Source organism: Pseudomonas sp. A-B-19, assembly GCF_019947515.1.
Classification (GTDB): Bacteria; Pseudomonadota; Gammaproteobacteria; order Pseudomonadales; family Pseudomonadaceae; genus Aquipseudomonas.
In genome coordinates, this window is sequence record NZ_JAGYGN010000003.1 from 168,222 (window position 1) to 192,183 (window position 23,962).

The window sequence follows — 23,962 nt, forward strand, 5'->3', positions numbered from 1 at the left end:
ACAGAAAGATGACAATGCAGTGACGCAACAAATCCGCCGCTGGCGGTAACCAGCAGTGGATAGAAAATTAGAGGTGTATGGGGGCGGCTCCTGCCACCCCCATGTGAGTCCAGAGGGGTCACTCTAGACTCAATTTGTTACTTTTTTGCGACTTCAGCGCCGCCTTCCGCCAGACCCAGGTCAGCCAGTGCTTTTGCAGCAACCTTGGCCGGCAGTGGGATGTAACCGTCTTTCACTACAACTTCCTGGCCCTGTTTCGACAGGACCAGTTTCACGAACTCGGCTTCCAGCGGGGCCAGAGGCTTGTTCGGGGCCTTGTTGACGTACACGTACAGGAAGCGGGACAGCGGGTACTTGCCGTTCAGGGCGTTTTCTTCGGTGTCTTCGATGAAGTCCTGGCTGCCTTTCTTGGCCAGGGCCACAGTCTTCACGCTAGCGGTTTTGTAACCGATGCCCGAGTAACCAATGCCGTTCAGCGAGGAGCTGATCGACTGCACGACCGAAGCCGAACCTGGTTGTTCGTTCACGTTTGGCTTGTAGTCGCCTTTGCACAGGGCTTCTTCCTTGAAGTAGCCATAGGTGCCGGATACCGAGTTACGACCGAACAGTTGAACCGGCTTGTTGGCCAGGTCGCCGGTCACGCCCAGGTCGCCCCAGGTTTTCACGTCGGCTTTAGCGCCGCACAGACGAGTCGACGAGAAGATCGCGTCGACCTGTTCCATGGTCAGGTGCTGGATCGGGTTGTCCTTGTGAACGAAGACAGCCAGGGCGTCCACGGCAACCGGGATGGCGGTTGGCTTATAGCCGTACTTCTGCTCGAAGGCAGCCAGTTCGGTGTCCTTCATCTTGCGGCTCATCGGGCCCAGGTTGGAGGTGCCTTCAGTCAGCGCAGGTGGCGCAGTGGCGGAGCCAGCGGCCTGAATCTGGATGTTTACGTTCGGGTATTCTTTTTTGTAGTTCTCAGCCCAGAGGGTCATGAGGTTGGCCAGGGTATCGGAGCCGACGCTGGACAGGTTGCCCGACACACCAGTGGTCTTGGTGTAGCTCGGGATAGCAGGGTCAACAGCGGCAACCGCGTTGGCAGTCGCAACGCCAGCAGCGACAAAAGTCATTGCCGCCATCAAACGCTTCAGTTTCATGCCTTACTCCTAGCAGATAGGGTGTGTTATTCGGGGCCAAGTATCAGCAGGCCGTGTGAACACTCTATGGCTGAAATATGACAATTGGATGAAAGGCCAGTATTGAGCAGACAAACGTATCAAGGTTCTGCGCAGAGGTTGACAAAAACAAACAAAAAGATAGCCTTGTCAACCAAGAGAGGAACACATGATCAACGACCGAATCCGCCGCGCCCGCCTTTTGCGGGGCATATCCCTGGAGGCTCTGGCGCTCCAGCTTGGCGACATCACCAAGCAAGCTCTTAACAAATATGAAAAAGGGTTAAGCACCCCGAATTCGACTCGCCTACTGCAAATGGCCAAGGTGCTGCAGGTCAATCCTGAGTATTTCTTTCGTGCAGATGCCGTTCCACTCGCTCCGCTTGAGTTTCGCAAGTTGGCGAAAATGCCGAAATATCGTCAGATTCAAGTCGAAGAACAGATCCGGGAACATCTCGAGCGCTACATTGCTCTAGAGGAGTGCTTTGACCCGGAAGACATTCGAACTCCAAAAACCCCAGCGCAAATGATGCCCGTATCATCTTTCGAAGAAGCCGAGCATGCCGCCGAATTGCTCAGGGAATACTGGGGAATTGGTAGTGATCCTATTTCCAACCTGACCGAACAACTGGAAGAGCACAGCATCAAGGTCGCGATGCTAATGGGGCCGGATGATTTTGACGGGGCCTGTGCTGCCACTAGTGATGGTCACCACGTATTGATTGCGCTCAATGCCGAACGCCCAGGCGAACGCATACGCTTCACTGCAGCCCATGAACTTGGTCACTGGGTCATGCAACTGCCCGAAGATATGCCTGAACGCGACAAGGAAAACTGCTGCCATCGTTTCGCAGGTGCTTTCCTCTACCCCGCTAAAGGGGTAACCAGCGACTTCGGCAGCCATCCGCGCTCACGAGTCCACCCTCGTGAACTGTTGATTGCCAAACGCCAATACGGAATCTCGATGCAAGCTGCATTGCGGCGGCTCAAGGATCTGAACCTCCTTAGCGACAATGGATATAAATCCCTTACCATCCAATTCGGTGCAAATGGATGGCGCAAGACTGAACCCGAACCCTTGCCTTGCAAGTCACCGCAACGTTTCGAGTCATTGGTGTTCTGGGGACTCGCGGAAGGGTTGATTACCAAATCCCGCGCAGCCGAACTTTTACGCAAACCAGTGAGCGCCCTTGATCCCAATTTTCTGGGCTCGCTGGAGAGTGCATGAGTCTGATTTATATCAGCGATACGAATATCTGGATCGATTTCAGAAATGCCGGATTGCTGGAACAGATGTTCAGCCTGCCATTCACTCTTTGCTGTACAGATTTCGTGCTGAGTGAACTCGAAGATTTTCCCCATGACGAGTTACTTGGCCGCGGGCTGCAGGTTGAGTCCTTCGATGATTCAGGGGTTTCCAGACTGTTCGGTCTCAAAATAGAGCACAACAACAGTTCATTGGCGGACGTGTCTTGCTATCTGCTTGCACAGCAAACTGGCCGACCACTACTGACCGGCGATGGAAGACTCAGGCGTCAGGCCCAACGCGACGGGCTGCAAGTGCATGGCGCCCTTTGGCTGTTGGATTTGATGGTAGAACATCAAGTGATCGCCCCCACACAGGCTGCCAGCGCTCTTAGTGACATGCTTGAACGTGGTGCGCGTTTACCTTCGGACGAATGTGACACAAGGCTTACCCATTGGCGAAAGCCCTGACGACCACCGCTTTTACCGGCCCTTCTTCCAGAGATAAGCCCCCACCACAATCCCGACCCCACACAGCACCGCCACATAATAAGCAGGCCCCATCGCACTCTCCTTGAGCAACAGGCTGACGATCATCGGCGTCAGTCCGCCGAAAATCGCGTAGGCGACGTTGTACGAGAACGACAACCCGCTGAAGCGCACCACGGGCGGGAACGCCTTGACCATCACATAGGGCACCGCACCGATGGTACCGACCAGCAGACCGGTCAAGGCATACATCGAAAACAGCCAGTCGGGATGATCGGCCAGGCTGTGGTAGAAGGTCCAGGAACTGGCCAATAACGCCGCACATCCGAACACGAAGACCCGCCCGGCGCCGAAACGATCGGCCAATGCACCAGAAACAACACAGCCAATGCTCAGGAATACAATCGCCACGCTGTTGGATTGCAGGGCCGTGGTCGGCGAGAAGTGGTAAACCGTCTGCAGCACGGTTGGCGTCATCAGAATCAGCACAACGATGGCGGCAGACAGCAGCCAGGTCAGCAACATCGAAATGGCGATCGCACCACGATGGTCACGCAGCACCGCCCGCAGCGGCACCTCTTCGGCCAGGGCCTTGCGCAGTTGCAGTTCGGCGAACACCGGGGTTTCGTGCAACCAGCGACGCAGGTACACCGAGAACAAACCAAACACGCCACCCAGCAGGAACGGAATGCGCCAGGCGTAATCCGCTACTTCCGCCGGGGTGTAGATGCTGTTGATCGCCGTGGCGACCAGCGAGCCGAGCAGGATACCCGCCGTCAGGCCGCTGGTCAGGGTGCCGCAGGCGTAGCCGACATGCCGTTGCGGAACGTGTTCGGAAACGAAGACCCACGCCCCCGGCACTTCACCGCCAATGGCCGCGCCCTGGATCACCCGCATCAACAGCAACAGGATCGGTGCCCACATGCCGATCTGCGCATAAGTCGGCAGCAGACCCATAATCAAGGTCGGGACGGCCATCATGAAAATGCTCAGGGTGAACATTTTCTTGCGCCCCAGCAGGTCGCCGAAGTGCGCCATCACGATGCCGCCCAGCGGCCGTGCCAGGTAGCCGGCGGCGAAGATGCCGAAGGTCTGCATCAGGCGTAGCCACTCGGGCATGTCCGCCGGGAAGAACAGCTTGCCCACCACCGTGGCGAAAAACACGAAGATGATGAAGTCGTAGAACTCCAGCGCGCCGCCCAGGGCAGACAGCGATAGAGTCTTGTAGTCGTTGCGGGTCAGCGGGCGTGCGGGTTGGTCTGGCTGCGCGATGCTCGAGGGCGCTGTGGTCATGGCAAGGGCTTCTCTTATAGTCGGATCTGCAACCTCAACAACGCTGGCGGAGGTTTGGGCAGGTCCGGCACGATAACAAATTGATCGAAAAAGCACATAGAGGTGCGTTTTTGACGGTCAAAATGAGAACCGGATGGTCGTCGCGGAGTCTACCGACCGATATACTCGCAGTCTTGCTCCGGCTTTTCAGGGGTTGCTGTGCGAAAACGCCTGTCAGGTTCATAGGCGATTTCGCAGAGTTTCCCTTTAGGCGCCTTATGGAAAACGTGACGAACGTAGTATGTTCGGTGCTGAATCGTTTTTCCCGAAGACGGCTACCACCAGCAATACCAACGAAGAGTCACGGGTCAGAGGCACCCCCGGAATGATAGAGCTCGAACAAGAAGATCCGATCCCGCAAGGCGACCTGGCCCTGCAAATCACCGCGCTTCCTCGCGAAACCAACGGCTTCGGCGATATTTTCGGCGGCTGGCTGGTGGCGCAGATGGATTTGGCGGGCACCGCTATGGCCAGCAAGGTCGCCGGCGGGCGCGTTGCCACTGTCGCGATCGACCGCATGGCCTTTCTGGTTCCGGTGGCGGTGGGCGCGCAGCTTTCCTTTTATACCCAGGCCCTGGAAATCGGCCGCAGCTCGATCAAGATGATGGTCGAGGTCTGGAGCGACGATCCGCTGTCCAGCGAGTGGCGTAAAGTAACCGAAGCGGTGTTTGTGTTCGTTGCCATCGACGGCAGCGGTCGCACCCGTTCGGTTCCGCCTCGGGCTCGCTAAACCTGGCAGCCGTTTTGCGGTCGAAAGTCGTCCACGTTACTGATCGAGAGCTGTCCCATGAGCACGCCCAATGTTGAAGCTGTAAAACTGGATGAACTGAACTGCTGGCGCATCCGCCATGGTCAGGCCGAATTACTGGTGGCCCAGCAAGGCGCGCACATCCTCAGCTATCAATTGGCTGGCAAGCCGCCGCTGATCTGGCTCAACGACGAAGCCGTGTTCAAGACCGGCAAAAGCATCCGTGCCGGCGTGCCGGTGTGCTGGCCGTGGTTCGGCAACTTTGCACGCAACCCGCAAAGCGTGCAGGCGATGCGCACCAGCAATGAAGCGCCGTCGGCTCACGGCTTCGTGCGAGCGATGGATTGGGAACTGGGCGGCATAGAAACCGAAGGCGAAAGCCTGAAGGTCGAATTCCTCCTGCCCTACCCCGAAGGCGGCTTTCCCGGCTGGCCGCACCAGGTGGATTTGACGCTGAGCATTCGCCTCGACGAGCAATTGCACATCCATCTGACCAGCCACAACCGGGGTGCCGAAACCGTCAGCATCAGCCAGGCTCTGCACAGTTACTTTGCCGTCAGCGATGTGCGCGACGTTTATGTCGAAGGCCTGGACAGCCTCAACTACATCGAAACCCTGGATAACTGGAAAACCGTCACCCAGACCGGTGATCTGCGTTTTACCGGTGAGACCGATCGCATCTACCTGGACGTCCCGCCGCAGTTGAGCATCGTCGATCCGGCCTGGGAGCGACGCATCGAACTGACCAGCACCGGTTCGCGCACCGCGGTGATCTGGAACCCGTGGATCGACCGCGCCGCCGCGTTCAGTGACATGGCCGACGACGGCTGGCAGCGCATGCTGTGCATCGAGACGGCGAACGTGATGGGCGATGTGGTGAACCTGAAACCAGGTGCGAGCCATACACTGGGTGTGAGCGTCGGTAGCAAGCCGCTCTAAGCAACACTACAAAACAAATGTGGGAGCGAGCTTGCTCGCGATGGCGGTGTAACAGGCAACATAAATGTTGAATGTTATGGCCTCATCGCGAGCAAGCTCGCTCCCACAGTTTTTTGTGCCATGCCATCTGACGGCGCGTTACAAATCCGACTCTTTCACCACTCGCACCGTCTGCGCATCCAGCGCATACGCCGCATCGGCCAGGTCATTGCTGACCTTCTCGACTTTCAGCGTACCGGTGACCCACAGCGGCGTGTAGATATCGTTCAGCTTCAAGCCCTTTGGATAGCGCACCAGCACCAGCTGGTTGGGCGGCGGTGGTGGCACATGAATGCAGGCGCCCGGGTACGGCACCAGGAAGAACAACGTACTGCGGCCCTTGGCGTCGGACTCCAGCGGCACCGGATAACCACCGATGCGGATGTTCTTGTCGTTCATCGACGCAACGGTCTTGGTCGAGTACATCACCGCCGGCAAGCCTTTGGCCTGCTTCATCCCACCCTTGTCGGTGAAGGTGCCATTGGCTTCAGGGGAGTTGTGGTCGATTTCAGGCATGGCCTCGAGGGCCTTCTGGTCCGACTTGGGCATCAATTCAAGCCAGTCGGTTTCCGGCAGTTCGCCGGCATGGGCAAGGCCCGAACCCAGTAAAACAAGAGTCAACAAAAGACGGCGCATGAAGGTGCTCGGCAAAGGGAAGAACAGGAAACGCCAAGCATTCTAGCCCTCCCGGCGTGTGCCGCCGAGAGGACTTTGTCGCTTGGCTCAGCTCTTTTTGACCAAGCCGTAGATCACCAGCAGGATGACCGCACCAACCAGCGCCCCGATAAAGCCTGCACCTTGACCAGCCTGATAGATTCCCAAAGCCTGGCCACCATAAGTCGCCGCCAGCGAACCGCCAATACCGAGCAGGATGGTCATGATCCAACCCATGCTGTCATCACCCGGTTTCAGGAACCGCGCCAGCAGGCCGACGATCAAGCCGATAAAGATGGTTCCGATAATTCCCATGGCATTTCCCTCTGATTGAGATGGCTATGTCAAAGCCTAGACAGACTTCGACATCCTGCCATGAGAGAACGGCGGTCCCTGAATGGTTCCACCGCTGCCACATGAAACTATTCGGCGATCAGCGCTTCGACCTTGAGGATCTGTGCGGTCAGCCTTTCGCGATCCGCACAACGCAGGTTGGCGTGACCGACCTTGCGGCCGACCTTGAAGGCCTTGCCATAGTGATGCAGATGGCAATCGGCGATGGCCAGGACCTTCTCGGTGTCCGGCACTTTGCCGATGAAGTTGAGCATCGCGCTTTCGCCGACCTTGGCCGTCGAACCCAATGGCAGACCGGCGACGGCCCGCAGGTGGTTTTCGAACTGGCTGCACTCGGCGCCTTCGGTGGTCCAGTGCCCGGAGTTGTGCACGCGCGGGGCGATTTCGTTGGCCTTGAGGCCACCGTCGACTTCGAAGAACTCGAACGCCATCACGCCGACGTAATCCAGTTGCTTGAGCACACGGCTGGAGTAGTCTTCGGCCAGGGCTTGCAACGGGTGATCGGTGCTGGCCACGGACAGCTTGAGGATGCCGCTTTCGTGGGTGTTGTGCACCAGCGGATAGAAGCGGGTCTCACCGTCGCGGGCACGCACGGCGATCAGCGAGACTTCACCAGTGAACGGCACGAAGCCTTCCAGCAGGCAAGCCACGCTGCCCAGCTCGGCAAAGGTGCCCACCACATCTTCTGGCGTGCGCAGGACTTTCTGGCCCTTGCCGTCATAACCCAAAGTACGGGTCTTCAGCACCGCCGGCAGACCGATGGAGGCCACGGCGGCGTCCAGGTCAGCCTGAGACTGGATGTCAGCGAACGCCGGGGTAGGAATCCCCAGATCCTTGAACATACTCTTCTCGAACCAGCGATCGCGGGCGATGCGCAAGGCTTCGGCGCTCGGGTAGACCGGGACGAATTGCGAGAGGAAAGCCACGGTCTCGGCCGGAACGCTTTCGAACTCGAAGGTCACCAGATCGACTTCATCGGCCAGCTGACGCAGGTGATCCTGATCGCCGTAATCGGCTCGCAGGTGTTCGCCCAACGCGGCTGCGCAGGCATCCGGCGCCGGGTCCAGAAAAGCGAAGTTCATGCCCAGCGGAGTGCCCGCCAGTGCCAACATGCGACCCAACTGGCCGCCACCGATTACACCGATCTTCATCGTCAACAACCTCAGGCGATGCGTGGGTCTGGATTGTCCAGGACGCTGTCTGTCTGCTCAGCACGGAAGGTTTTCAGCACCGCGTGGAACTGCGGGTGCTTGGCGCCCAGGATACTCGCCGACAACAGCGCCGCGTTGATCGCGCCCGCCTTGCCGATGGCCAGAGTGGCAACCGGAATGCCTGCCGGCATCTGCACAATGGAGAGCAGCGAGTCAACGCCCGAAAGCATAGCGGACTGCACAGGTACGCCCAGCACCGGCAAGTGAGTCTTGGCCGCACACATGCCTGGCAAGTGGGCCGCGCCACCGGCACCGGCGATGATCACCTCGATGCCACGCGCTTCGGCTTCTTCAGCGTACTGGAACAGCAGGTCCGGGGTGCGGTGGGCAGAAACCACTTTCACCTCGTAGGGGATGCCGAGCTTTTCCAGCATATCGGCGGTGTGGCTAAGGGTGGACCAATCGGACTTGGAGCCCATGATCACGCCAACCAGTGCACTCATCGTCGTGCCTCTTCTCTCTGGGCGCCCGCAGGCGCATCAAAAAACAACAAGCCACGCAGAATGCGTGGCTTGATTGTACGAATTATGGCCTGTCGTAACCGGCCGAAGGCCGCGCAGTATACCTCAATGAGGCAGATAAACAGCCCCTGTTGCGACCATCTGTCATGCGGTCTGGAAATGCCCCTTTCTTGACTATCGAGTCAGCCGGCTAAATCGAGGCATGACGCGAACCATTCAATTTCTTACTTTAATAAAAGTCGCAGCAGAAGCGACCACCTCGGCACACTTAAAATAATTTTAAATAAACTTGAACTTGCCGGAAGTGCCAATCACCGTTAACTATCAAATTTCAGGAAATCCCTAACCGAACAGGAAGTTCAAAAACATGAAAAAACCTATCAGCCTCATCATCATCCTCCACAACGACCTTCAACATCATCAAAAAAACAGTTTATATTCAGATTATTTTGCCTGGCTTAAAACCGAACTTGAATATATTTCGGGACGCACCGTCCAGATAGATATGCATCGCCAGAGCGACATCCCTGAAATGTCAGTATACGACTACAAAAATGAGGATGTTGCAGCTGCACTGCTTGGCTGGAGGGACTTGATTAAAAACTGGTATGCAAGAGTTTTGGCAAGCGATCGTCATGAAGTGAATTTAACCAAAATCCTCTTGTTGACCCGAGAAAATATCCACGAAAAGTTGGGCGGACTCTTGGGGGGCATAGGCGGATATGCCTATTTCAAAGGTCATTGCGCAATTGCATCGATCACCTCTTACCGAGTTCCCGCACACGAAATAGGTCATATGCTTGGCGCGACCCACGAAGACAGTGAAGTGGTCTATGACGGCTGGTGGCACGACACAATCATGCTCGCCGATGAGTTTTCTCATGTACGTGGAAACGTTTACCGCTTCAGCGACAAGAACAGGGAAAATATTCGTAAGTATCTCAACCAGTTTTCGTAAATACCGCTGCTTTGAAAAACCCTTCAGAAAAAAGGAATACCCATGTCAAAACTTCCGATCACACTGACCGTTTTCATTCATGAAGATTTAAAGGACTACAATCAGGACTTGCTCTTCAGCCATTATTTCAACTGGCTGAAACATACAATCACAAAAATTTCCGGTCGTGCAATATACGTGAACTTTGTACAGCCTTCAGACGCCCCATCCATGAGTAACCTCGATTACAAAACGGACGATCTGGAGAAACTTTTAACCACCATGGCTGCCGAACTCGAACAACATATAAGCGCAAAGAATACTTCGCTCGAAAATTCCATCCGGAAATTTCTGTTATTAACACGTGACGACATCAATAAAAACGTCTTGGGGGTTGCTTTCGAGTCAGGTTCTTTGGCAGTTGCTTCGATCACCAACTCCGCCACTGCCGCTCATGAAGTGGGTCATATGCTCAGTGCCAATCATCAGGACAGCGACAAGAGCACCACGACTTACTACGGCACCGCCAATTCGATCATGTACGCAACCACGGGCAGCACAGGCTTCCGCTTCAGCGACAAAAACAAGGACAATATCCGCAATTACCTCGATCAGTTCGATTGACGCTGAATGAGGCGTTTTGCACGGATCATCGCCGCCCAGGTGATTTTGATTATTTTGCCCTCAAGATGCAGCGCTCGCGGCACCGCCCTCAAGCTTGCGCCACAACAATCGCACGTTCGCCTTGCGCACCAACGCGCAGCGGTACAAACGGATCTCCAAAGGCACATGCCATTGCGGGCCGCCGCAAACCACCAACTCACCGCGCGCCAGTTCGGCGCGCACGCTCAGTTGCGGTACCCACGCGATACCCAGCCCTTCCAACGCCATGCTCTTCAAACTGTCGGCCATGGCGGTTTCGTAGATCGTGGTGAAGCGCAGCGCCCGTTGACGCAACAGCATGTTCACCGACCTGCCGAGAAACGCACCGGCGCTGTACGCCAGTAGCGGTACGCTGCCTTCGCCTTCCAGATCGAACAGGGGTTTGCCGTTGGCATCGGCGGCGCAGACCGGCAGCATCTCGGTGTGGCCAAGGTGCAGCGAAGGGAAGATTTCCGGGTCCATCTGCATGGCCGCGTCCGGATCGTAGAACGCCAGCATCAGATCGCAGCCACCTTCGCGCAACGCATGCACGGCATCGCCGACGTTGGTCGCCACCAGCCGCGTGGCGATGTTCAGGCCTTCGTTGCGCAACTGCGCGATCCAGCGCGGAAAGAAACCGAGCGCCAGGGAATGCGCCGCCGCGACCTGCATCACTTCGCCCTGCCCGCCTTCCAGGTGATGCAAATGGCGCAGCACTTCGCCCAGTTGCTCGACCACGGTGCGTGCGGTAACCAGAAACAATTGCCCGGCTGCCGTCAGTTCCACCGGCGTTCGGGAACGGTTGACCAGAGTCAGACCAAGCGCGGCCTCAAGGCTGCGGATTCGCCGACTGAATGCCGGTTGCGTCACGAAACGCCGCTCGGCTGCCTGGGAGAAACTGCGGGTGGCGGCCAGGGCACTAAAGTCCTCCAGCCATTTGCTTTCCAGATTCATCACATCCTCCCGGAGACGCACCAATTTAGGTCACACGCTTGCCGTCAACGCGGCGTCACAGGGGGCATTATGCCGAATGTGCATAGGCTAGTGTTTAACAGCATTGGCCCAAAATTCTTCACAGGCCTAGCATTCGCAGCGTTCCGGCACAGACCGGGTTCATATCGAGATGATTTCTATCATGTCCTCCGCTGCATCGTTCCGCACAGAAAATGACCTGCTTGGCGCCCTCGAAGTACCGGCTCAAGCGTATTACGGTATCCAGACCCTGCGAGCGGTGAATAACTTCCGCCTTTCGGGCGTTCCGATTTCGCACTACCCGAAACTGGTTGTCGGTCTGGCCATGGTCAAACAGGCCGCCGCTGACGCCAACCGCGAGCTGGGTCACCTGAGCGAAGCCAAGCACGCTGCCATCAGCGAAGCCTGTGCACGTCTGATCCGCGGCGACTTCCACGAAGAGTTCGTGGTGGACATGATTCAAGGCGGTGCTGGCACTTCGACCAACATGAATGCCAACGAAGTCATCGCCAACATCGCACTGGAGGCCATGGGTCACCAGAAAGGCGAATACCAGTACCTGCACCCGAACGACGACGTGAACATGGCGCAGTCGACCAACGACGCGTACCCAACGGCGATCCGCCTGGGCCTGTTGCTGGGTCACGACGCCCTGCTCGCCAGCCTCGACAGCCTGATTCAGGCGTTCGCTGCCAAGGGTGAAGAATTCAACCACGTCCTGAAGATGGGTCGTACCCAACTGCAAGACGCCGTGCCGATGACCCTGGGTCAGGAATTCCGTGCGTTCGCCACCACTCTGGGCGAAGACCTGGCACGCTTTAAAACCCTGGCACCGGAAGTGCTGACCGAAGTGAATCTGGGCGGTACCGCGATTGGCACCGGCATCAACGCCGACCCGCGTTATCAGGCTCTGGCTGTTCAGCGTCTGGCAGTGATCAGCGGTCAACCGCTGGTTCCAGCCGCCGACCTGATCGAAGCCACCTCCGACATGGGCGCCTTCGTGCTGTTCTCCGGCATGCTCAAGCGCACCGCGGTCAAGCTGTCGAAGATTTGCAACGACCTGCGTCTGCTGTCCAGCGGCCCACGTACCGGCATCAACGAGATCAACCTGCCGGCGCGTCAGCCAGGCAGTTCGATCATGCCAGGCAAGGTCAACCCGGTTATTCCGGAAGCGGTCAACCAGGTGGCGTTCCAGATCATCGGTAACGACCTGGCGCTGACCATTGCGGCCGAAGGCGGCCAGTTGCAACTGAACGTGATGGAGCCGCTGATCGCCTTCAAGATCTTCGACTCGATCCGCCTGCTGCAACGCGCCATGGACATGCTGCGCGAGCACTGCGTCGTCGGCATCACCGCCAACGAAGCACGCTGCCGTGAACTGGTCGAGCACTCGATCGGCCTGGTCACCGCGCTGAACCCGTACATCGGCTACAAAAATGCCACCCGCATCGCCGCCCTCGCCCTTGAAAGCGGCCGCGGTGTGCTGGAACTGGTGCGTGAAGAAGGTCTGCTCGACGAAGCCATGCTCGCCGACATCCTGCGCCCGGAAAACATGATTGCTCCACGTCTGGTGCCTCTGAAGGCATAACCTGACGCGTTATTTGTAGCACCGCTCACCAGGTCGAGGGACTAGACACCTCTCACCTTTTGAGGGCCTAGAGATCAGTCTCCAGGCCCTTTTTTTTAACCGCAGCAAAAGCAAAACCTGTGGGAGCGAGCTTGCTCGCGATGGCGTCCCGTCAGTCGACACAAATGTTGAAGGATCTATCGCAATCGCAAGCAAGCTCGCTCCCACAGGAAAGCATCGGTATAGTGCCGCCCCTCTTCGTGTGAGCGGTCGTCGGTAGCGAGGCCTCAACCCATGCGAAACCCGAACTAATAACAAACCCGCGATATGAAACCGGGACGAGCTTCGATCCATCCATTGTGCTGTGCCCCAACGGGTGTAACTCGATGTGTCTACCCGGCCAGCATTTGCCTACACAAAAAACAGCGAGGAATAATCCATGCTCGAAGTCATTAACGACTTCCTCTCAGGGAAAGTACTGATCGTGCTCATTGTCGGGCTCGGTAGCTACTTCACGATCCGCTCGCGTTTCGTTCAATTGCGTCACTTCTTCCACATGTTCGCGGTGTTCCGCGACAGCCTGAAAAGCAGCGCCGGGCAACTGAGCTCGTTCCAGGCCCTGATGCTCAGCCTCGCCGGCCGCGTTGGTGCGGGCAACATCGCCGGGGTCGGCATAGCCGTGACCCTCGGCGGCCCTGGTGCCGTGTTCTGGATGTGGGTGACCGCGCTGGTCGGCATGTCCAGCAGCTTCTTCGAATGCTCCCTCGGCCAGCTCTACAAGCGCTGTGATTCCGAAGGCACCTACCGTGGCGGCCCGTCCTATTACATCCAGCACGGCCTGCAAAAACGCTGGTTGGGCATGTTGATGGCGTTCCTGCTGCTGGTGACTTTCGGGTTCGCCTTCAACGGCCTGCAAGCCCACGCCGTGACGCACTCGTTGAACAATGCGTTCGGCCTGGACACCACTTACACCGGCATCGGCCTGGCTGTGCTGCTGGGCCTGGTGTTCGTCGGCGGAATCAAGCGCATCGCCAAGGTCGCCGACCTGTTGGTCCCGGTGAAAACCCTGGTGTACATCGGCGTGACCCTCTACGTGATCGTGCTGCAGTTCGACCACGTACCGGGCATGTTGATGACTATCGTCAAGAGCGCTTTCGGCCTGGACCAGGCCTTCGGCGGCCTGATTGGCAGCGCCATTGTCATGGGCGTGAAGCGCGGCGTGTTCGCCAACGAAGCAGGCCTGGGCAGTGCGCCGAACGTGGCGGCAGTGGCGGCGGTCGAGCACCCGGTGGCACAAGGTGTGGTGCAGGCGTTCAGCGTGTTCCTCGATACCTTCGTGATCTGCACCTGCACCGCGCTGCTGATCCTGCTCTCCGGCTTTTACACCCCGGGCTTCGAAGGCGACGGCATTGCCCTGACCCAGAACTCCCTGGCCGCTGTAGTCGGTGATTGGGGCCGGATGTTCATCTCCGTGGCCCTGGCGTTGTTCGTGTTCACCTCGATCCTCTACAACTACTACCTGGGCGAGAGCAACCTGCGCTTTTTGATCGGCGAAAACCGCAAGGCGCTGATCGGTTATCGCGCGCTGGTACTGGTGCTGATTTTCTGGGGCGCCATCGAAAACCTCGGCACCGTATTTGCCTTCGCCGACATCACCATGACCATGCTCGCGTTCGTCAACCTGATCGCGCTGTTCCTGCTGTTCAAGGTCGGCATGCGCATCCTGCGTGACTACGATGACCAGCGCGCCGCTGGCATCAAGACGCCGGTGTTCGACTCGGCCAAGTTCCCGGACCTGGATCTGGACCGCCAGGCGTGGCCGGCCAATCCGCCAGCCGCTGTCGGCAAGACTGCAGTTGAGTCGCAAGGTGTGCCTGCAGCGCAACGCTGATCGGTAAACGACAGGCGCATCCCCTGCGCCTGTCAGTTAAAGTGCGAAAAACTGTGGGGGCGAGCTTGCTCCGGGCGGCGTTCCGACGATGGCGCACAGTCAGTCAACACAGCGATGTCTGACATACCACTATCGTCGGAACGCCGCCCGGAGCAAGCTCGCTCCCACAGGAACTCTTCCTTTCGGAGATTCTTCATGAATTCCTCGACCTACCCTGCCGCCCAGCACGTCATGGTGCTCTACACCGGCGGCACCATCGGCATGCAGGCCAGCGCCCATGGCCTGGCCCCGGCATCCGGTTTCGAAGCGCGGATGCGTGAGTATCTGCACAGCCAGCCCGAGCTGGTGGTGCCGCAGTGGCGCTTTCGCGAGATGTCGCCGCTGATCGACAGCGCCAACATGACCCCGGCGTATTGGCAACAACTGCGCGAAGCGGTGGTCGATGCGGTGGATGTGCAGGGCTGTGACAGCGTGCTGATCCTGCATGGCACCGACACCCTGGCCTACAGCGCGGCGGCCATGAGTTTTCAATTGTTGGGCCTGCATGCCCGCGTGTGCTTCACCGGCTCGATGCTCCCGGCCGGTGTCACCGACAGCGATGCCTGGGAAAACCTCGGCGGCGCGCTGGTTGCACTGGGCCAGGGCCTCGCGCCGGGCGTGCATCTGTACTTCCATGGCGAACTGCTTGACCCGACCCGTTGCGCGAAGGTACGCAGTTTCGGCCGGCATCCGTTCAAGCGCCTGGAGCGTCAGGGCGGTGGCGTGAAGGTGCCCTCTTTACCAACACAGCTGAATTACAACCAACCCAAGCAATTGGCGAACGTCGCGGTGCTGCCGCTGTTCCCCGGTATCAGCGCCGAGGTGCTGGATGGTTTGCTCGACAGCGGCATTCAGGGCCTGGTGCTGGAATGCTACGGCAGCGGCACCGGCCCAAGCGACAACCCCGGGTTTCTCGCCAGCCTTGGGCGCGCGCGGGACAACGGCGTGGTCGTGGTCGCGGTGACGCAGTGTCATGAAGGCGGGGTGGTGCTGGACGTCTATGAAGCCGGCAGTCGCTTGCGCGGTGCGGGCGTACTGTCCGGTGGTGGTATGACCCGTGAAGCGGCGTTCGGCAAGTTGCACGGGTTGTTGGGGGCGGGACTTGATCCGCAAGAAGTCCGTCAACTTGTAGAGTTCGACCTCTGCGGCGAACTGAGCTGACACCACACAAAACTTGCTCGCGATGGCGTCCGGTCAGTCGACTCAAATGTTGAATGAACAATCGCTATCGCGAGCAAGCTCGCTCCCACAGGGACACCACCAGCCTGATGGGTTCGGCATACAACTTGCTGCGCTCCAGCCATCCCAAGGCTGGAAGTCCTTATGCTTCACTCCCACCTCACCACCCTCAATGCCGTCTCCCTGGTACTCGATGCCTTCAAGGCACAAGGCTTGTCCAGCGAAGCGCTGCTGGCCGGAAGCGGCATCAGTGCGGCGGATCTGAACCGTGCCGACACATGCATCACCACCAATCAGGAAATGCAGGTCTGTGCCAACGCCGTTGCCCTCAAACGTGACATCGGCCTGGAACTGGGCCGGCGGATGCACGTTTCCTGCTACGGCATGCTTGGTTACGCCCTGCTCACCTGTGCCACCTTCGGTGACGCTTTGCGTCTGGCGATACGTTATCCGGCGTTGCTGGGAACACTTTTCGAGTTGAGCCTTGAAGACGATGGCGAGCGCATCTGGTTCGCCGCCGCCGATTACCGCGAGAGCCCGGCCATGGCGGTGTTCAATGCCGAATTCTGCCTGGTGTCGCTGAAAGTCACCTGCGACGACCTGCTCGGCCATCCCCTGCCGTTGCTCGGCGCCCGCTTTGAACACGCCGCCCCCGATTACGAAGCGACCTACGCCGAACACTTCAATTGCCCGGTGCAATTCGGCGCCCGCAACAATGCCTTTGCCTTCGACAAACGCTGGCTTGAGCAACCACTGCCGCTGGCCGATATCATCACCCACCAGGCGATGGCCGAACGCTGCCGCAAACAGAACATCGAATTCACCGGGCGTCAGGCCTGGCTGGGACGGATCCGCCAATTGCTCGGTGCGCAATTGAATGCGGCACCGGGCCTGGAGGGGCTGGCCGAGCAAATGAACTGTTCGGCGCGGACCTTGCGCCGGCATCTCAAGGACATGGGTTGCAGCTATCAGGAACTGCTCGACGAACTGCGCTTCGAGCAGGCCAAGCAAATGTTGTGCGAGGATCAATTGCCGATCTATCAGATCGCCGAGGCCCTGGGCTTCAGCGAGACCGCGAGTTTTCGGCATGCGTTTGTGCGCTGGAGCGGTGTGGCGCCGAGTCAGTTCCGGCCCTGAGGACTGTTGTGGCCGATCTGCCGCCATCGCGAGCAAGCTCGCTCCCACAGTTGGTCCTTAGTGTCTGCGATATTTGCGCAAGACGCATAACCCTGTGGGAGCGAGCTTGCTCGCGATGGCGGCCTCAAGAGCTCCGATTTATCAAGGGGCGAATTTCGGTCAAATGTTTTGGCCACATTGATCCCCTTTTGGCCTTTCCTGCCGTTCTCCTAAACCGTCTGCACCGCAAGACTGTGTTCAACCGAACCAGCCTGCGGAGAACAACAAAATGCTGACGATCTACTCGGACGATCACCACCTGCACCACGGCCGTTGCGAACTTATCGACGGACAACTCAAGCCCTGTTTCGAAATGCCTTCCCGTGCCGACCACGTGCTGCAACGGGTGAAAAACCAGAACCTGGGGCCTGTAGAAGCACCCAAGGATTTCGGCCTGGAGCCCATCGCGCGCATCCACAGCCGTGACTACCTCGATTTCTTCAAGGGCGCCTGGGCACGCTGGACCGAATTCAACACTGACGGTGACCTGCTGCCCTACACCTGGCCGGCCCGCACGTTACGCCAGGTCAAACCGACCAGCCTGCACGGCCAGCTCGGTTATTACAGCTTCGACGGCGGCGCCCCGATTACCGCCGGCACCTGGCAAGCAGCGTACAGCGCAGCGCAAGTCGCGCTCACTGCCCAGGCGGAAATCCAGCGCGGCGCCCGCTCTGCTTTCGCCTTGTGCCGTCCGCCGGGACACCACGCCGCCGGCGACTTGATGGGTGGTTATTGCTACCTCAACAACGCCGCCATCGCCACCCAGGCCTTCCTCGATCAGGGCCACAAGAAGGTCGCGATCCTCGACGTCGATTACCACCATGGCAACGGCACCCAGTCGATTTTCTACCAGCGCAGCGACGTGCTGTTCACATCGATTCACGGTCATCCGGAGGCCGAATTTCCGTTCTTCCTCGGTTATGACGATGAACTGGGCGAAGGTGCCGGTGAAGGTTTCAACTTCAACTACCCGTTGCCCGCCGGTTCAGGCTGGGACACCTGGAGCGCTGCGCTGGAACAGGCCTGCAAGGAGATCGAAAGCTACGGTGCCGACATCGTCGTCGTGTCCCTGGGCGTCGATACCTTCAAGGACGATCCGATCTCGCAATTCAAACTCGACAGCCCGGATTACCTGGCCATGGGCAAGCGCATCGCCGGCCTCGGCGTACCGACGCTGTTCGTGATGGAAGGCGGTTATGCCGTCGAAGAAATCGGCATCAACGCCGTGAACGTTCTCGAAGGTTTTGAAAGCGCTTGCTGAGGAAGTAGAAGAATGAAAAGTCTTAAGCGTTTTATCGTGCCGACGCTGTGTGCCTCGGTACTCAGCGTTGCCGCCCACGCCGAAGAGCGAACGTTGCGCGTCTACAACTGGTTCGACTACATCACGCCCAAGGCCCTGGAAGATTTCAAGGCACAGAATACCCAGACCAAACTGGTCTACGACATCTTCGACACCAACGAAGCGCTGGAGGCCAAGCTGCTGACCGGCAACTCCGGCTATGACGTGGTGGTGCCGTCCAACGTGTTCCTCGCCAAGCAGATCGAAGCCGGGGTATTCCAGCCGCTGGACCGCAGCAAGTTGCCGAACTGGAACCACCTCGATCCCAAGCTGATGAAGCTGATCGAGGCCAACGACCCGGGCAACAAGTTCGCCGTGCCGTACATGTACGGCACCATCCTGATCGGCTTCAACCCGGACAAGATCAAGGCCGTGCTTGGCGACAATGCGCCGGTGGACAGCTGGGACCTGATCTTCAAGGAAGAGAACATCAGCAAGCTCAAGCAGTGTGGCGTCGCGCTGCTCGACTCGCCCTCGGAGATCCTGCCGCTGGCCCTCCAACACCTCGGTCTGGACCCCAACAGCAAGAAGCCTGCGGACTACGACAAGGCTGAAGCGCTGCTGATGAAGATCCGCCCGTACATCACCTACTTCCACTCGTCCAAGTACATGGCCGATATCGCCAACGGTGACATCTGCGTTGCGGTCGGATATTCCGGCAGCTTCTCGCAAGCCGCCAACCGCGCCAAAGAAGCCAAGAACGGGGTGGTCGTCGACATGCGTTTGCCGAAGGAAGGCGCGCCGATCTGGTTCGACATGCTGGCGATTCCGAAGGGTGCGAAAAACCCCGACGACGCTTACACCTTCGTCAACTACCTGCTGCAACCCCAGGTGATCGCGCCGGTCAGTGACTTCGTCGGCTACCCGAACCCGAACAAGGACGCCACGGAAATGGTCGACCCGGCGATCCGCAACAACCCGAACCTGTACCCGACCGACACGGCGATGAGCACGCTCTACACCCTGCACCCCCTGCCCCGCGATGCCGAACGTGCGCGAACCCGGGCCTGGACCAAGATCAAGTCCGGCACCTGATACCCGCTTCGCTCCCGCCGTCACCAGGACCTGCGCTCGCGCAGGTCTGTTTTTGCCCGCGAAATTTACTTACTGCACCCTTGCGACCGGACTGAACAGGCCACTCGCTTCAGAGCACCTTCCACACCCTGCGCAATCGCTCCAATGCCGATTCGATAGCCTTTTCAGGTACGGCGGCAAAGCCCAGCACCAGTCCTGCACGTTGATCCATCGGAGTCACGGATTCCGGCAGCCAGTAACTGCTCAAGCCGTTGACCTCGACATCGACACTGCTCGCCAACTCGATCAGCTCGCGCTCACGGGCCACGCTGTCGACCGGCACGGTCATGTGCAACCCCGCGGCGACGGTGGGCAGCTTGCCGATTCCCGGAATATCCACAGGCCAACCATTGAGCAAGGTATTGCGTCGACTCAGCGCCGCACGCCGCATGCGCCTTATGTGCCGCTGGAAATGCCCGGCTGCCATGAACTCGGCCATCACCGCCTGGGTGCTGACTTCGGAATGCCGCACGTCCACCGCGCGTCGCTGCGCAAAGGCCTGCACCAGCCCTGGCGGCAGCACCAGATAGCCAAGACGCAACGCCGGAAACGCGACTTTGCCGAACGTACCGACATACAACACCCGCCCGTGACGATCGAGTGCTGCCAAGGGTGCCAGCGGCGCACCGCTGTAGCGGTACTCGCCGTCGTAGTCATCCTCGACTATCCAGCCCTGCGTGCGTTCGGCCCAGGCCAGCAACTCCAGACGGCGAGCCAGGCTCATCACCACCCCGGTGGGGTACTGATGGGACGGGGTGACGTAAGTCAGACGGCAATCGCCCAGCTGTGCCAGTTCACCGCAGTCGATACCCTCATTATCCACCGCCACCCCATGCAGCCGGGCACCTGCAACGGCGAATGCATGACCGGCCGCCCGATATCCCGGATTTTCAATCGCCACCCCGTCTCCGGGCTCCACCAGCAGCTGTGCACAAAGGCTGATTCCCTGCTGCGCGCCACTGGTGATCACAATTTGTTCAGCCATGCACTGCATACCACGGGAACTGCGCAAATAGGCGGCGATCATTGCGCGCAAACGTGCATCGCCGGCCGGGTCGCCGTAGCACAGTTGCTGCAAATCCGGTTTGCGCCAGAACGCCGCATTCAGCTTGGCCCAGACCTCGAATGGAAACAGATCGAACGCCGGAACACCGACCCTGAATGCCCGGGGTGGGCCACTTGGCGGGCTGGGTAAATGGTTGTTTTTGACCCGCGCCAACGGATCGTTGTGGATAACTTTGCTGGATGGATCAACAGGTAAATCGAGCCAATTTGTGGATAAGGCTGTGGGTAACCCTGTTGAAAAGCCTGTGGATACTTTTGTGGATAGTTTTTTTGCCGGCACGTCCGCCCGGGGCAATTGCGCGACGTAAGTGCCATCGCCCACTCGCCCTTCGATAAACCCTTCGGCGTACAGCTGATCGTAGGCACGCACCACACTGTTACGGGAAATCGCCAGCGCGGCTGCCAGATCACGACTGGCCGGCAGACGCGTACCGCTGGCCAGTCGTCCGTCCAACACACGTGTGCGCAATGCCTGGTAAAGCTGACGACTCAGCCCTTGCCGACGATCAAGTTCGATACCCGCCGGGTTGAAGGTCAGGGACAGTGGTTCGCTGGTCATCGCAATGGACCCATGAAATTGGTCATTAATGGCTCTTACAACAGACCAATAGCCTGCCTAGGATGTAGACATTCGCCAAGGAAAATTTCTCTATGTACACGCCGCGTGCTTTTGCCATCGACGAGTTACCCCAACTGCATGAACTGATCCTCGCCACCCGTCTCGCCATATTGGTGACCCACGGCGAAAACGGCCTGCAAGCCAGTCATGTGCCGGTGCTGCTGCATTGCGAACAAGGCTCGAACGGCACGTTGTACGGGCATCTGGCCAAAGCCAATCCACAGTGGAAAGACCTGCGCGACGGCGCCGAAGCCCTGCTGATTTTTGCCGGTGCCGACGCCTACGTCAGCCCTGGCTTCTACCCGAGCAAGGCCGAACACGGCAAAGTCGTGCCAACCTGGAACTACGTCGCCGTACACGCCTATGGCCGGGCGGAAACCTTCAGCGATGGCGGGCGGCTGCTCGACATCGTCAGCACCCTCACCGACCGTCATGAAGCTGGCCGCGCCCAACCCTGGTCAGTGGCCGATGCCCCCGCCGATTACATTGACGGCATGCTCAAGGCCATCGTCGGTTTCGCCATTCCCATCGACCGTCTGGAAGGCAAGCGCAAGCTCAGCCAGAACCGCAGCAACGCAGACATCGCAGGTGTGCGCGAAGGGCTCAGCAGCAGCCCTGACGTGCACGACCAGGCCCTCGCCCACTTGATACCCAAGGAATGAACATGTGTCAGATCGAAATCCGCCAGGTACACGCCGACGAGCACGCCGCATGGCTACCGCTGTGGCAGGCCTACCTGCGCTTCTACAAAACCGAACTGCCGCAAGCCGTTACCCAAAGCACCTGGCAGCGCATGCTCGATCCGAACGAGCCAACCCACGCAGCCCTCGCCTGGGCCGACGGCAAAGCGGTGGGCATGGTGCATTTCATCTACCATCGTTCGAACTGGGCCATCGAAAACGCCTGCTACCTGCAAGACTTGCTGGTGGCCCCGGAAACCCGCGGCACCGGCGTCGGCCGGCAGTTGATCGAGTTCGTCTACGCCACGGCCAAGGCCGACGGCTGCAACAAAGTCCACTGGCTGACCCACGAATCCAACGCCACCGCGATCCAGCTCTACGAGCGCATCGCCGAACGCCCCGGTTTCATCCAGTTTCGCAAAGCCATCTAGGAGAACAGCATGTCGATTTCACTCGCCGACTGGAAAGGCGTCCCGGCACCAACCGCTCAACTGATCGAAGGGCGTTACATCCGTCTGGAAAAACTCGACCCGGCGCGCCACGGCGACGGGCTGTACAAAGTCCTGCAAGGCCCCGGCGCCGACCCTAAGTTGTGGGACTACCTGCCTTACGGCCCCTTCCCGGAGCGCAGCGTCTTCAACGACTGGCTGAATAACCACGCGGCCAACACCGACCCGTATTTCTTCAGCGTGATCGACCGCGCCAGCGGCGAGGTCCAGGGCATCCTCAGCCTGATGTCCATCGTCCCGGCCCAGGGCCGCATCGAAATCGGCCACGTCACCTTCGGCGCACCGATGCAGCGCTCGCCGAAAAGCACCGAGGCGGTTTACCTGTTGGCCAAGGAGTCCTTTGCCCTGGGCTACCGTCGCCTGGAATGGAAGTGCAACAACGCCAACGCCCGCTCCAAATACGCGGCCGAGCGGCTGGGGTTCAGTTTTGAGGGCGTGTTTCGTCAGCATATGGTGGTGAAGGGGCAGAACCGGGATACGGCGTGGTATTCGATTCTGGACTCGGAATGGCCAGCGATCGGGGCGGGGTTTGAGCGGTGGCTATCCGATGAGAACCAGACGGATTCGGGGCAGGTGAAAGCGTTGGCGGAGTGCCGCACCTGATTCGGTAGCGCCTGGACGGACGCTATCGTCGGAACGCCGCCCGGAGCAAGCTTTGCTCCTACGGGATATGGGCCGGACACACGATCTGTCGACGCCACCAAACCTGTAGGAGCATGGCTTGCCCCGCGATGCTTTTAGGCGAGTTTCTGGGCAAGCACCGCAATATGCTCCGGCCCGATCCCGCAGCAACCGCCCAAATGACTGGCGCCGCGTTCTTTCCAGTCCGCCGCCCACTGCAAGTAACCCGGCGGATCAAGGTCTTCACGCAACGGGTCCAGACCGTCATTGGCCGTGGCCTCTTTCGGTTGCGGCGGGAAGGCATTGGCATAAGCGCCGATGTGAATCTTCACCCCTAAACGCTCGAAGGTTTCCCGCGCGGCATCAATCGCAGCACCGATTACTTCCGGCTGGCTGCAGTTGAACAGCAACGTTTCGACGCCCAACTCAGCCGCCACGGCGGCGGCTTCAGCCACCGGCTCGCCCGAACGCAAGCGCGGCACTTCGTCCGTGTCCTCATCCTTCAGGGTAAACGACAGCCAGAACGGCTTGCCGTCCGTTGGCAGACCGGCGTGGATCGCTCGCGCCTCAACGATCGAACTCTGGGTTTCTGCCAGCCACAGATCGACATGAGGTGCCAGACCCTTCACCAGCGGCGCCAACAATTCAGTCGCCCGACCAGCATCAAAAAGGTCCGGGCGATAGGACCCAAACAGCGGCGGCAATGAACCGGCCACACGCACCGCTTTGCCCGAAGCCTCTACCGCGCGCCGAGCCAGCTCACCGGCCAACGCCGCGAGCGCCTGCCCTTCTGCTGCAAAACGCTCTTCGCCAATGTGAAATGGCACCACCGCGTAACTGTTGCTGGTGATCACGTTCGCACCGCTTTCGATATAAGCCGAGTGCACCGCCTCTACCGCTTGCGGCGCTTCGCTCAAGGCCAGCGCCGACCACTCAGGCTGCCGGAACGGCGCGCCTCGGCGCTGTAACTCACGACCCATGCCGCCATCCAGAATCACCGTGCTTGCTGCGCCCATATGCTTT

At 59.1% G+C, this 23,962-nt stretch carries 24 protein-coding genes; 15 read left to right on the plus strand and 9 right to left on the minus strand.

Features of this window, described 5'->3' with window-relative positions:
- Positions 1-137 precede the first annotated feature (137 nt).
- Positions 138-1,139 (minus strand): phosphate ABC transporter substrate-binding protein PstS, encoded by a 1,002-nt coding sequence (locus KGA81_RS04655; protein ID WP_056726832.1) that lies wholly within the window; start codon positions 1,137-1,139, stop codon positions 138-140.
- 187 nt (positions 1,140-1,326) lie between these two features.
- Here KGA81_RS04655 and KGA81_RS04660 point away from each other — a divergent pair, with 187 nt between their 5' ends.
- Entirely contained in the window at positions 1,327-2,385 is a 1,059-nt protein-coding gene (locus KGA81_RS04660; RefSeq protein ID WP_223544757.1) for a helix-turn-helix domain-containing protein, read from the plus strand.
- Positions 2,382-2,873 (plus strand): type II toxin-antitoxin system VapC family toxin, encoded by a 492-nt coding sequence (locus tag KGA81_RS04665; protein WP_223544758.1) that lies wholly within the window; start codon positions 2,382-2,384, stop codon positions 2,871-2,873. The genes KGA81_RS04660 and KGA81_RS04665 overlap by 4 nt, the downstream gene beginning before the upstream one ends.
- Positions 2,874-2,885: 12 nt before the next feature.
- Here the strand turns inward: KGA81_RS04665 and KGA81_RS04670 are convergent, their stop codons facing one another.
- Positions 2,886-4,184 carry an MFS transporter gene (locus KGA81_RS04670; protein ID WP_223544759.1) on the minus strand — a complete coding sequence of 433 codons (1,299 nt, stop codon included), beginning with the start codon at positions 4,182-4,184 and terminating at the stop codon, positions 2,886-2,888.
- A gap of 364 nt (positions 4,185-4,548) precedes the next feature.
- Between KGA81_RS04670 and KGA81_RS04675 the strand changes: the two genes are divergently transcribed.
- Both KGA81_RS04675 and KGA81_RS04680 read left to right on the plus strand, forming a co-directional pair.
- Entirely contained in the window at positions 4,549-4,953 is a 405-nt protein-coding gene (locus KGA81_RS04675) for an acyl-CoA thioesterase (protein WP_007942704.1), read from the plus strand.
- A 57-nt stretch (positions 4,954-5,010) separates the two neighbouring features.
- A complete protein-coding gene (locus KGA81_RS04680) occupies positions 5,011-5,910 on the plus strand; it encodes a D-hexose-6-phosphate mutarotase (RefSeq protein WP_223544760.1) in 900 nt (299 codons plus the stop codon).
- Between the two features lie 138 nt (positions 5,911-6,048).
- Here KGA81_RS04680 and KGA81_RS04685 read toward each other — a convergent pair whose 3' ends face one another.
- From KGA81_RS04685 to purE, 4 genes are all read right to left on the minus strand, one after another.
- On the minus strand, positions 6,049-6,585 hold the full coding sequence (locus KGA81_RS04685; RefSeq protein ID WP_223460501.1) for a DUF3299 domain-containing protein: 537 nt from the start codon (positions 6,583-6,585) through the stop codon (positions 6,049-6,051).
- Positions 6,586-6,672: 87 nt separating this feature from the next.
- Positions 6,673-6,918 (minus strand): GlsB/YeaQ/YmgE family stress response membrane protein, encoded by a 246-nt coding sequence (locus tag KGA81_RS04690; RefSeq protein ID WP_223544761.1) that lies wholly within the window; start codon positions 6,916-6,918, stop codon positions 6,673-6,675.
- A 107-nt stretch (positions 6,919-7,025) separates the two neighbouring features.
- Complete coding sequence (locus KGA81_RS04695; protein WP_223544762.1) at positions 7,026-8,108, minus strand: 5-(carboxyamino)imidazole ribonucleotide synthase; 1,083 nt, start codon at positions 8,106-8,108, stop codon at positions 7,026-7,028.
- A gap of 11 nt (positions 8,109-8,119) precedes the next feature.
- Positions 8,120-8,611: a 5-(carboxyamino)imidazole ribonucleotide mutase gene (purE, locus tag KGA81_RS04700; protein ID WP_046038893.1), complete on the minus strand. Its 492-nt coding sequence runs from the start codon at positions 8,609-8,611 to the stop codon at positions 8,120-8,122.
- Between the two features lie 385 nt (positions 8,612-8,996).
- Between purE and KGA81_RS04705 the strand changes: the two genes are divergently transcribed.
- Together KGA81_RS04705 and KGA81_RS04710 are read left to right on the plus strand one after the other, a co-directional pair.
- Positions 8,997-9,587: a reprolysin-like metallopeptidase gene (locus KGA81_RS04705; protein ID WP_223544763.1), complete on the plus strand. Its 591-nt coding sequence runs from the start codon at positions 8,997-8,999 to the stop codon at positions 9,585-9,587.
- A gap of 42 nt (positions 9,588-9,629) precedes the next feature.
- On the plus strand, positions 9,630-10,190 hold the full coding sequence (locus tag KGA81_RS04710; protein ID WP_223544764.1) for a reprolysin-like metallopeptidase: 561 nt from the start codon (positions 9,630-9,632) through the stop codon (positions 10,188-10,190).
- A gap of 60 nt (positions 10,191-10,250) precedes the next feature.
- On the opposite strand, the gene KGA81_RS04715 is transcribed toward KGA81_RS04710, so the two are convergent.
- Entirely contained in the window at positions 10,251-11,162 is a 912-nt protein-coding gene (locus KGA81_RS04715) for a LysR substrate-binding domain-containing protein (RefSeq protein ID WP_223544765.1), read from the minus strand.
- Between the two features lie 181 nt (positions 11,163-11,343).
- On the opposite strand from KGA81_RS04715, the gene KGA81_RS04720 reads away from it, so the two are divergent.
- The 6 genes from KGA81_RS04720 to KGA81_RS04745 all read left to right on the plus strand — a co-directional run bounded on the left by KGA81_RS04720 (position 11,344) and on the right by KGA81_RS04745 (position 19,406).
- Positions 11,344-12,768, plus strand: a complete 1,425-nt coding sequence (locus KGA81_RS04720; protein WP_223544766.1) for an aspartate ammonia-lyase — start codon at positions 11,344-11,346, stop codon at positions 12,766-12,768.
- A 418-nt stretch (positions 12,769-13,186) separates the two neighbouring features.
- Positions 13,187-14,638: an alanine/glycine:cation symporter family protein gene (locus KGA81_RS04725; protein ID WP_223544767.1), complete on the plus strand. Its 1,452-nt coding sequence runs from the start codon at positions 13,187-13,189 to the stop codon at positions 14,636-14,638.
- A gap of 195 nt (positions 14,639-14,833) precedes the next feature.
- The gene (locus tag KGA81_RS04730) at positions 14,834-15,838 is read left to right on the plus strand and encodes an asparaginase (RefSeq protein WP_223544768.1); all 1,005 of its coding nucleotides are present in this window, start codon (positions 14,834-14,836) and stop codon (positions 15,836-15,838) included.
- 162 nt (positions 15,839-16,000) lie between these two features.
- Positions 16,001-16,993: an AraC family transcriptional regulator gene (locus tag KGA81_RS04735; protein WP_223544769.1), complete on the plus strand. Its 993-nt coding sequence runs from the start codon at positions 16,001-16,003 to the stop codon at positions 16,991-16,993.
- A 268-nt stretch (positions 16,994-17,261) separates the two neighbouring features.
- Complete coding sequence (locus KGA81_RS04740; RefSeq protein ID WP_223544770.1) at positions 17,262-18,293, plus strand: histone deacetylase family protein; 1,032 nt, start codon at positions 17,262-17,264, stop codon at positions 18,291-18,293.
- Positions 18,294-18,305: 12 nt separating this feature from the next.
- Positions 18,306-19,406 carry a polyamine ABC transporter substrate-binding protein gene (locus KGA81_RS04745; RefSeq protein WP_223544771.1) on the plus strand — a complete coding sequence of 367 codons (1,101 nt, stop codon included), beginning with the start codon at positions 18,306-18,308 and terminating at the stop codon, positions 19,404-19,406.
- A gap of 109 nt (positions 19,407-19,515) precedes the next feature.
- On the opposite strand, the gene KGA81_RS04750 is transcribed toward KGA81_RS04745, so the two are convergent.
- Complete coding sequence (locus tag KGA81_RS04750) at positions 19,516-21,069, minus strand: PLP-dependent aminotransferase family protein (protein WP_223544772.1); 1,554 nt, start codon at positions 21,067-21,069, stop codon at positions 19,516-19,518.
- Positions 21,070-21,161: 92 nt separating this feature from the next.
- Here KGA81_RS04750 and KGA81_RS04755 point away from each other — a divergent pair, with 92 nt between their 5' ends.
- Genes KGA81_RS04755 through KGA81_RS04765 form a run of 3 tightly spaced genes read left to right on the plus strand, consistent with a single transcriptional unit; the run spans position 21,162 to position 22,921 of the window.
- Positions 21,162-21,791, plus strand: a complete 630-nt coding sequence (locus KGA81_RS04755) for an FMN-binding negative transcriptional regulator (protein ID WP_223544773.1) — start codon at positions 21,162-21,164, stop codon at positions 21,789-21,791.
- A gap of 2 nt (positions 21,792-21,793) precedes the next feature.
- Positions 21,794-22,240 carry a GNAT family N-acetyltransferase gene (locus KGA81_RS04760; RefSeq protein WP_223544774.1) on the plus strand — a complete coding sequence of 149 codons (447 nt, stop codon included), beginning with the start codon at positions 21,794-21,796 and terminating at the stop codon, positions 22,238-22,240.
- Positions 22,241-22,249: 9 nt separating this feature from the next.
- Entirely contained in the window at positions 22,250-22,921 is a 672-nt protein-coding gene (locus KGA81_RS04765; RefSeq protein ID WP_223544775.1) for a GNAT family N-acetyltransferase, read from the plus strand.
- Positions 22,922-23,055: 134 nt separating this feature from the next.
- Here the strand turns inward: KGA81_RS04765 and KGA81_RS04770 are convergent, their stop codons facing one another.
- On the minus strand, positions 23,056-23,955 hold the full coding sequence (locus tag KGA81_RS04770) for a homocysteine S-methyltransferase family protein (protein WP_108218845.1): 900 nt from the start codon (positions 23,953-23,955) through the stop codon (positions 23,056-23,058).
- Positions 23,956-23,962 lie beyond the last annotated feature (7 nt).

Excerpts from the sequence above, each read along its gene's own strand:
- KGA81_RS04655 (WP_056726832.1), bottom strand. The coding sequence starts at position 1,139 with ATGAAACTGAAGCGTTTGATGGCGGCAATGACTTTTGTCGCTGCTGGC.
- KGA81_RS04660 (WP_223544757.1), top strand. The coding sequence starts at position 1,327 with ATGATCAACGACCGAATCCGCCGCGCCCGCCTTTTGCGGGGCATATCC.
- KGA81_RS04665 (WP_223544758.1), top strand. The coding sequence starts at position 2,382 with ATGAGTCTGATTTATATCAGCGATACGAATATCTGGATCGATTTCAGA.
- KGA81_RS04670 (WP_223544759.1), bottom strand. The coding sequence starts at position 4,184 with ATGACCACAGCGCCCTCGAGCATCGCGCAGCCAGACCAACCCGCACGC.
- KGA81_RS04675 (WP_007942704.1), top strand. The coding sequence starts at position 4,549 with ATGATAGAGCTCGAACAAGAAGATCCGATCCCGCAAGGCGACCTGGCC.
- KGA81_RS04680 (WP_223544760.1), top strand. The coding sequence starts at position 5,011 with ATGAGCACGCCCAATGTTGAAGCTGTAAAACTGGATGAACTGAACTGC.
- KGA81_RS04685 (WP_223460501.1), bottom strand. The coding sequence starts at position 6,585 with ATGCGCCGTCTTTTGTTGACTCTTGTTTTACTGGGTTCGGGCCTTGCC.
- KGA81_RS04690 (WP_223544761.1), bottom strand. The coding sequence starts at position 6,918 with ATGGGAATTATCGGAACCATCTTTATCGGCTTGATCGTCGGCCTGCTG.
- KGA81_RS04695 (WP_223544762.1), bottom strand. The coding sequence starts at position 8,108 with ATGAAGATCGGTGTAATCGGTGGCGGCCAGTTGGGTCGCATGTTGGCA.
- purE (WP_046038893.1), bottom strand. The coding sequence starts at position 8,611 with ATGAGTGCACTGGTTGGCGTGATCATGGGCTCCAAGTCCGATTGGTCC.
- KGA81_RS04705 (WP_223544763.1), top strand. The coding sequence starts at position 8,997 with ATGAAAAAACCTATCAGCCTCATCATCATCCTCCACAACGACCTTCAA.
- KGA81_RS04710 (WP_223544764.1), top strand. The coding sequence starts at position 9,630 with ATGTCAAAACTTCCGATCACACTGACCGTTTTCATTCATGAAGATTTA.
- KGA81_RS04715 (WP_223544765.1), bottom strand. The coding sequence starts at position 11,162 with ATGAATCTGGAAAGCAAATGGCTGGAGGACTTTAGTGCCCTGGCCGCC.
- KGA81_RS04720 (WP_223544766.1), top strand. The coding sequence starts at position 11,344 with ATGTCCTCCGCTGCATCGTTCCGCACAGAAAATGACCTGCTTGGCGCC.
- KGA81_RS04725 (WP_223544767.1), top strand. The coding sequence starts at position 13,187 with ATGCTCGAAGTCATTAACGACTTCCTCTCAGGGAAAGTACTGATCGTG.
- KGA81_RS04730 (WP_223544768.1), top strand. The coding sequence starts at position 14,834 with ATGAATTCCTCGACCTACCCTGCCGCCCAGCACGTCATGGTGCTCTAC.
- KGA81_RS04735 (WP_223544769.1), top strand. The coding sequence starts at position 16,001 with ATGCTTCACTCCCACCTCACCACCCTCAATGCCGTCTCCCTGGTACTC.
- KGA81_RS04740 (WP_223544770.1), top strand. The coding sequence starts at position 17,262 with ATGCTGACGATCTACTCGGACGATCACCACCTGCACCACGGCCGTTGC.
- KGA81_RS04745 (WP_223544771.1), top strand. The coding sequence starts at position 18,306 with ATGAAAAGTCTTAAGCGTTTTATCGTGCCGACGCTGTGTGCCTCGGTA.
- KGA81_RS04750 (WP_223544772.1), bottom strand. The coding sequence starts at position 21,069 with ATGACCAGCGAACCACTGTCCCTGACCTTCAACCCGGCGGGTATCGAA.
- KGA81_RS04755 (WP_223544773.1), top strand. The coding sequence starts at position 21,162 with ATGTACACGCCGCGTGCTTTTGCCATCGACGAGTTACCCCAACTGCAT.
- KGA81_RS04760 (WP_223544774.1), top strand. The coding sequence starts at position 21,794 with ATGTGTCAGATCGAAATCCGCCAGGTACACGCCGACGAGCACGCCGCA.
- KGA81_RS04765 (WP_223544775.1), top strand. The coding sequence starts at position 22,250 with ATGTCGATTTCACTCGCCGACTGGAAAGGCGTCCCGGCACCAACCGCT.
- KGA81_RS04770 (WP_108218845.1), bottom strand. The coding sequence starts at position 23,955 with ATGGGCGCAGCAAGCACGGTGATTCTGGATGGCGGCATGGGTCGTGAG.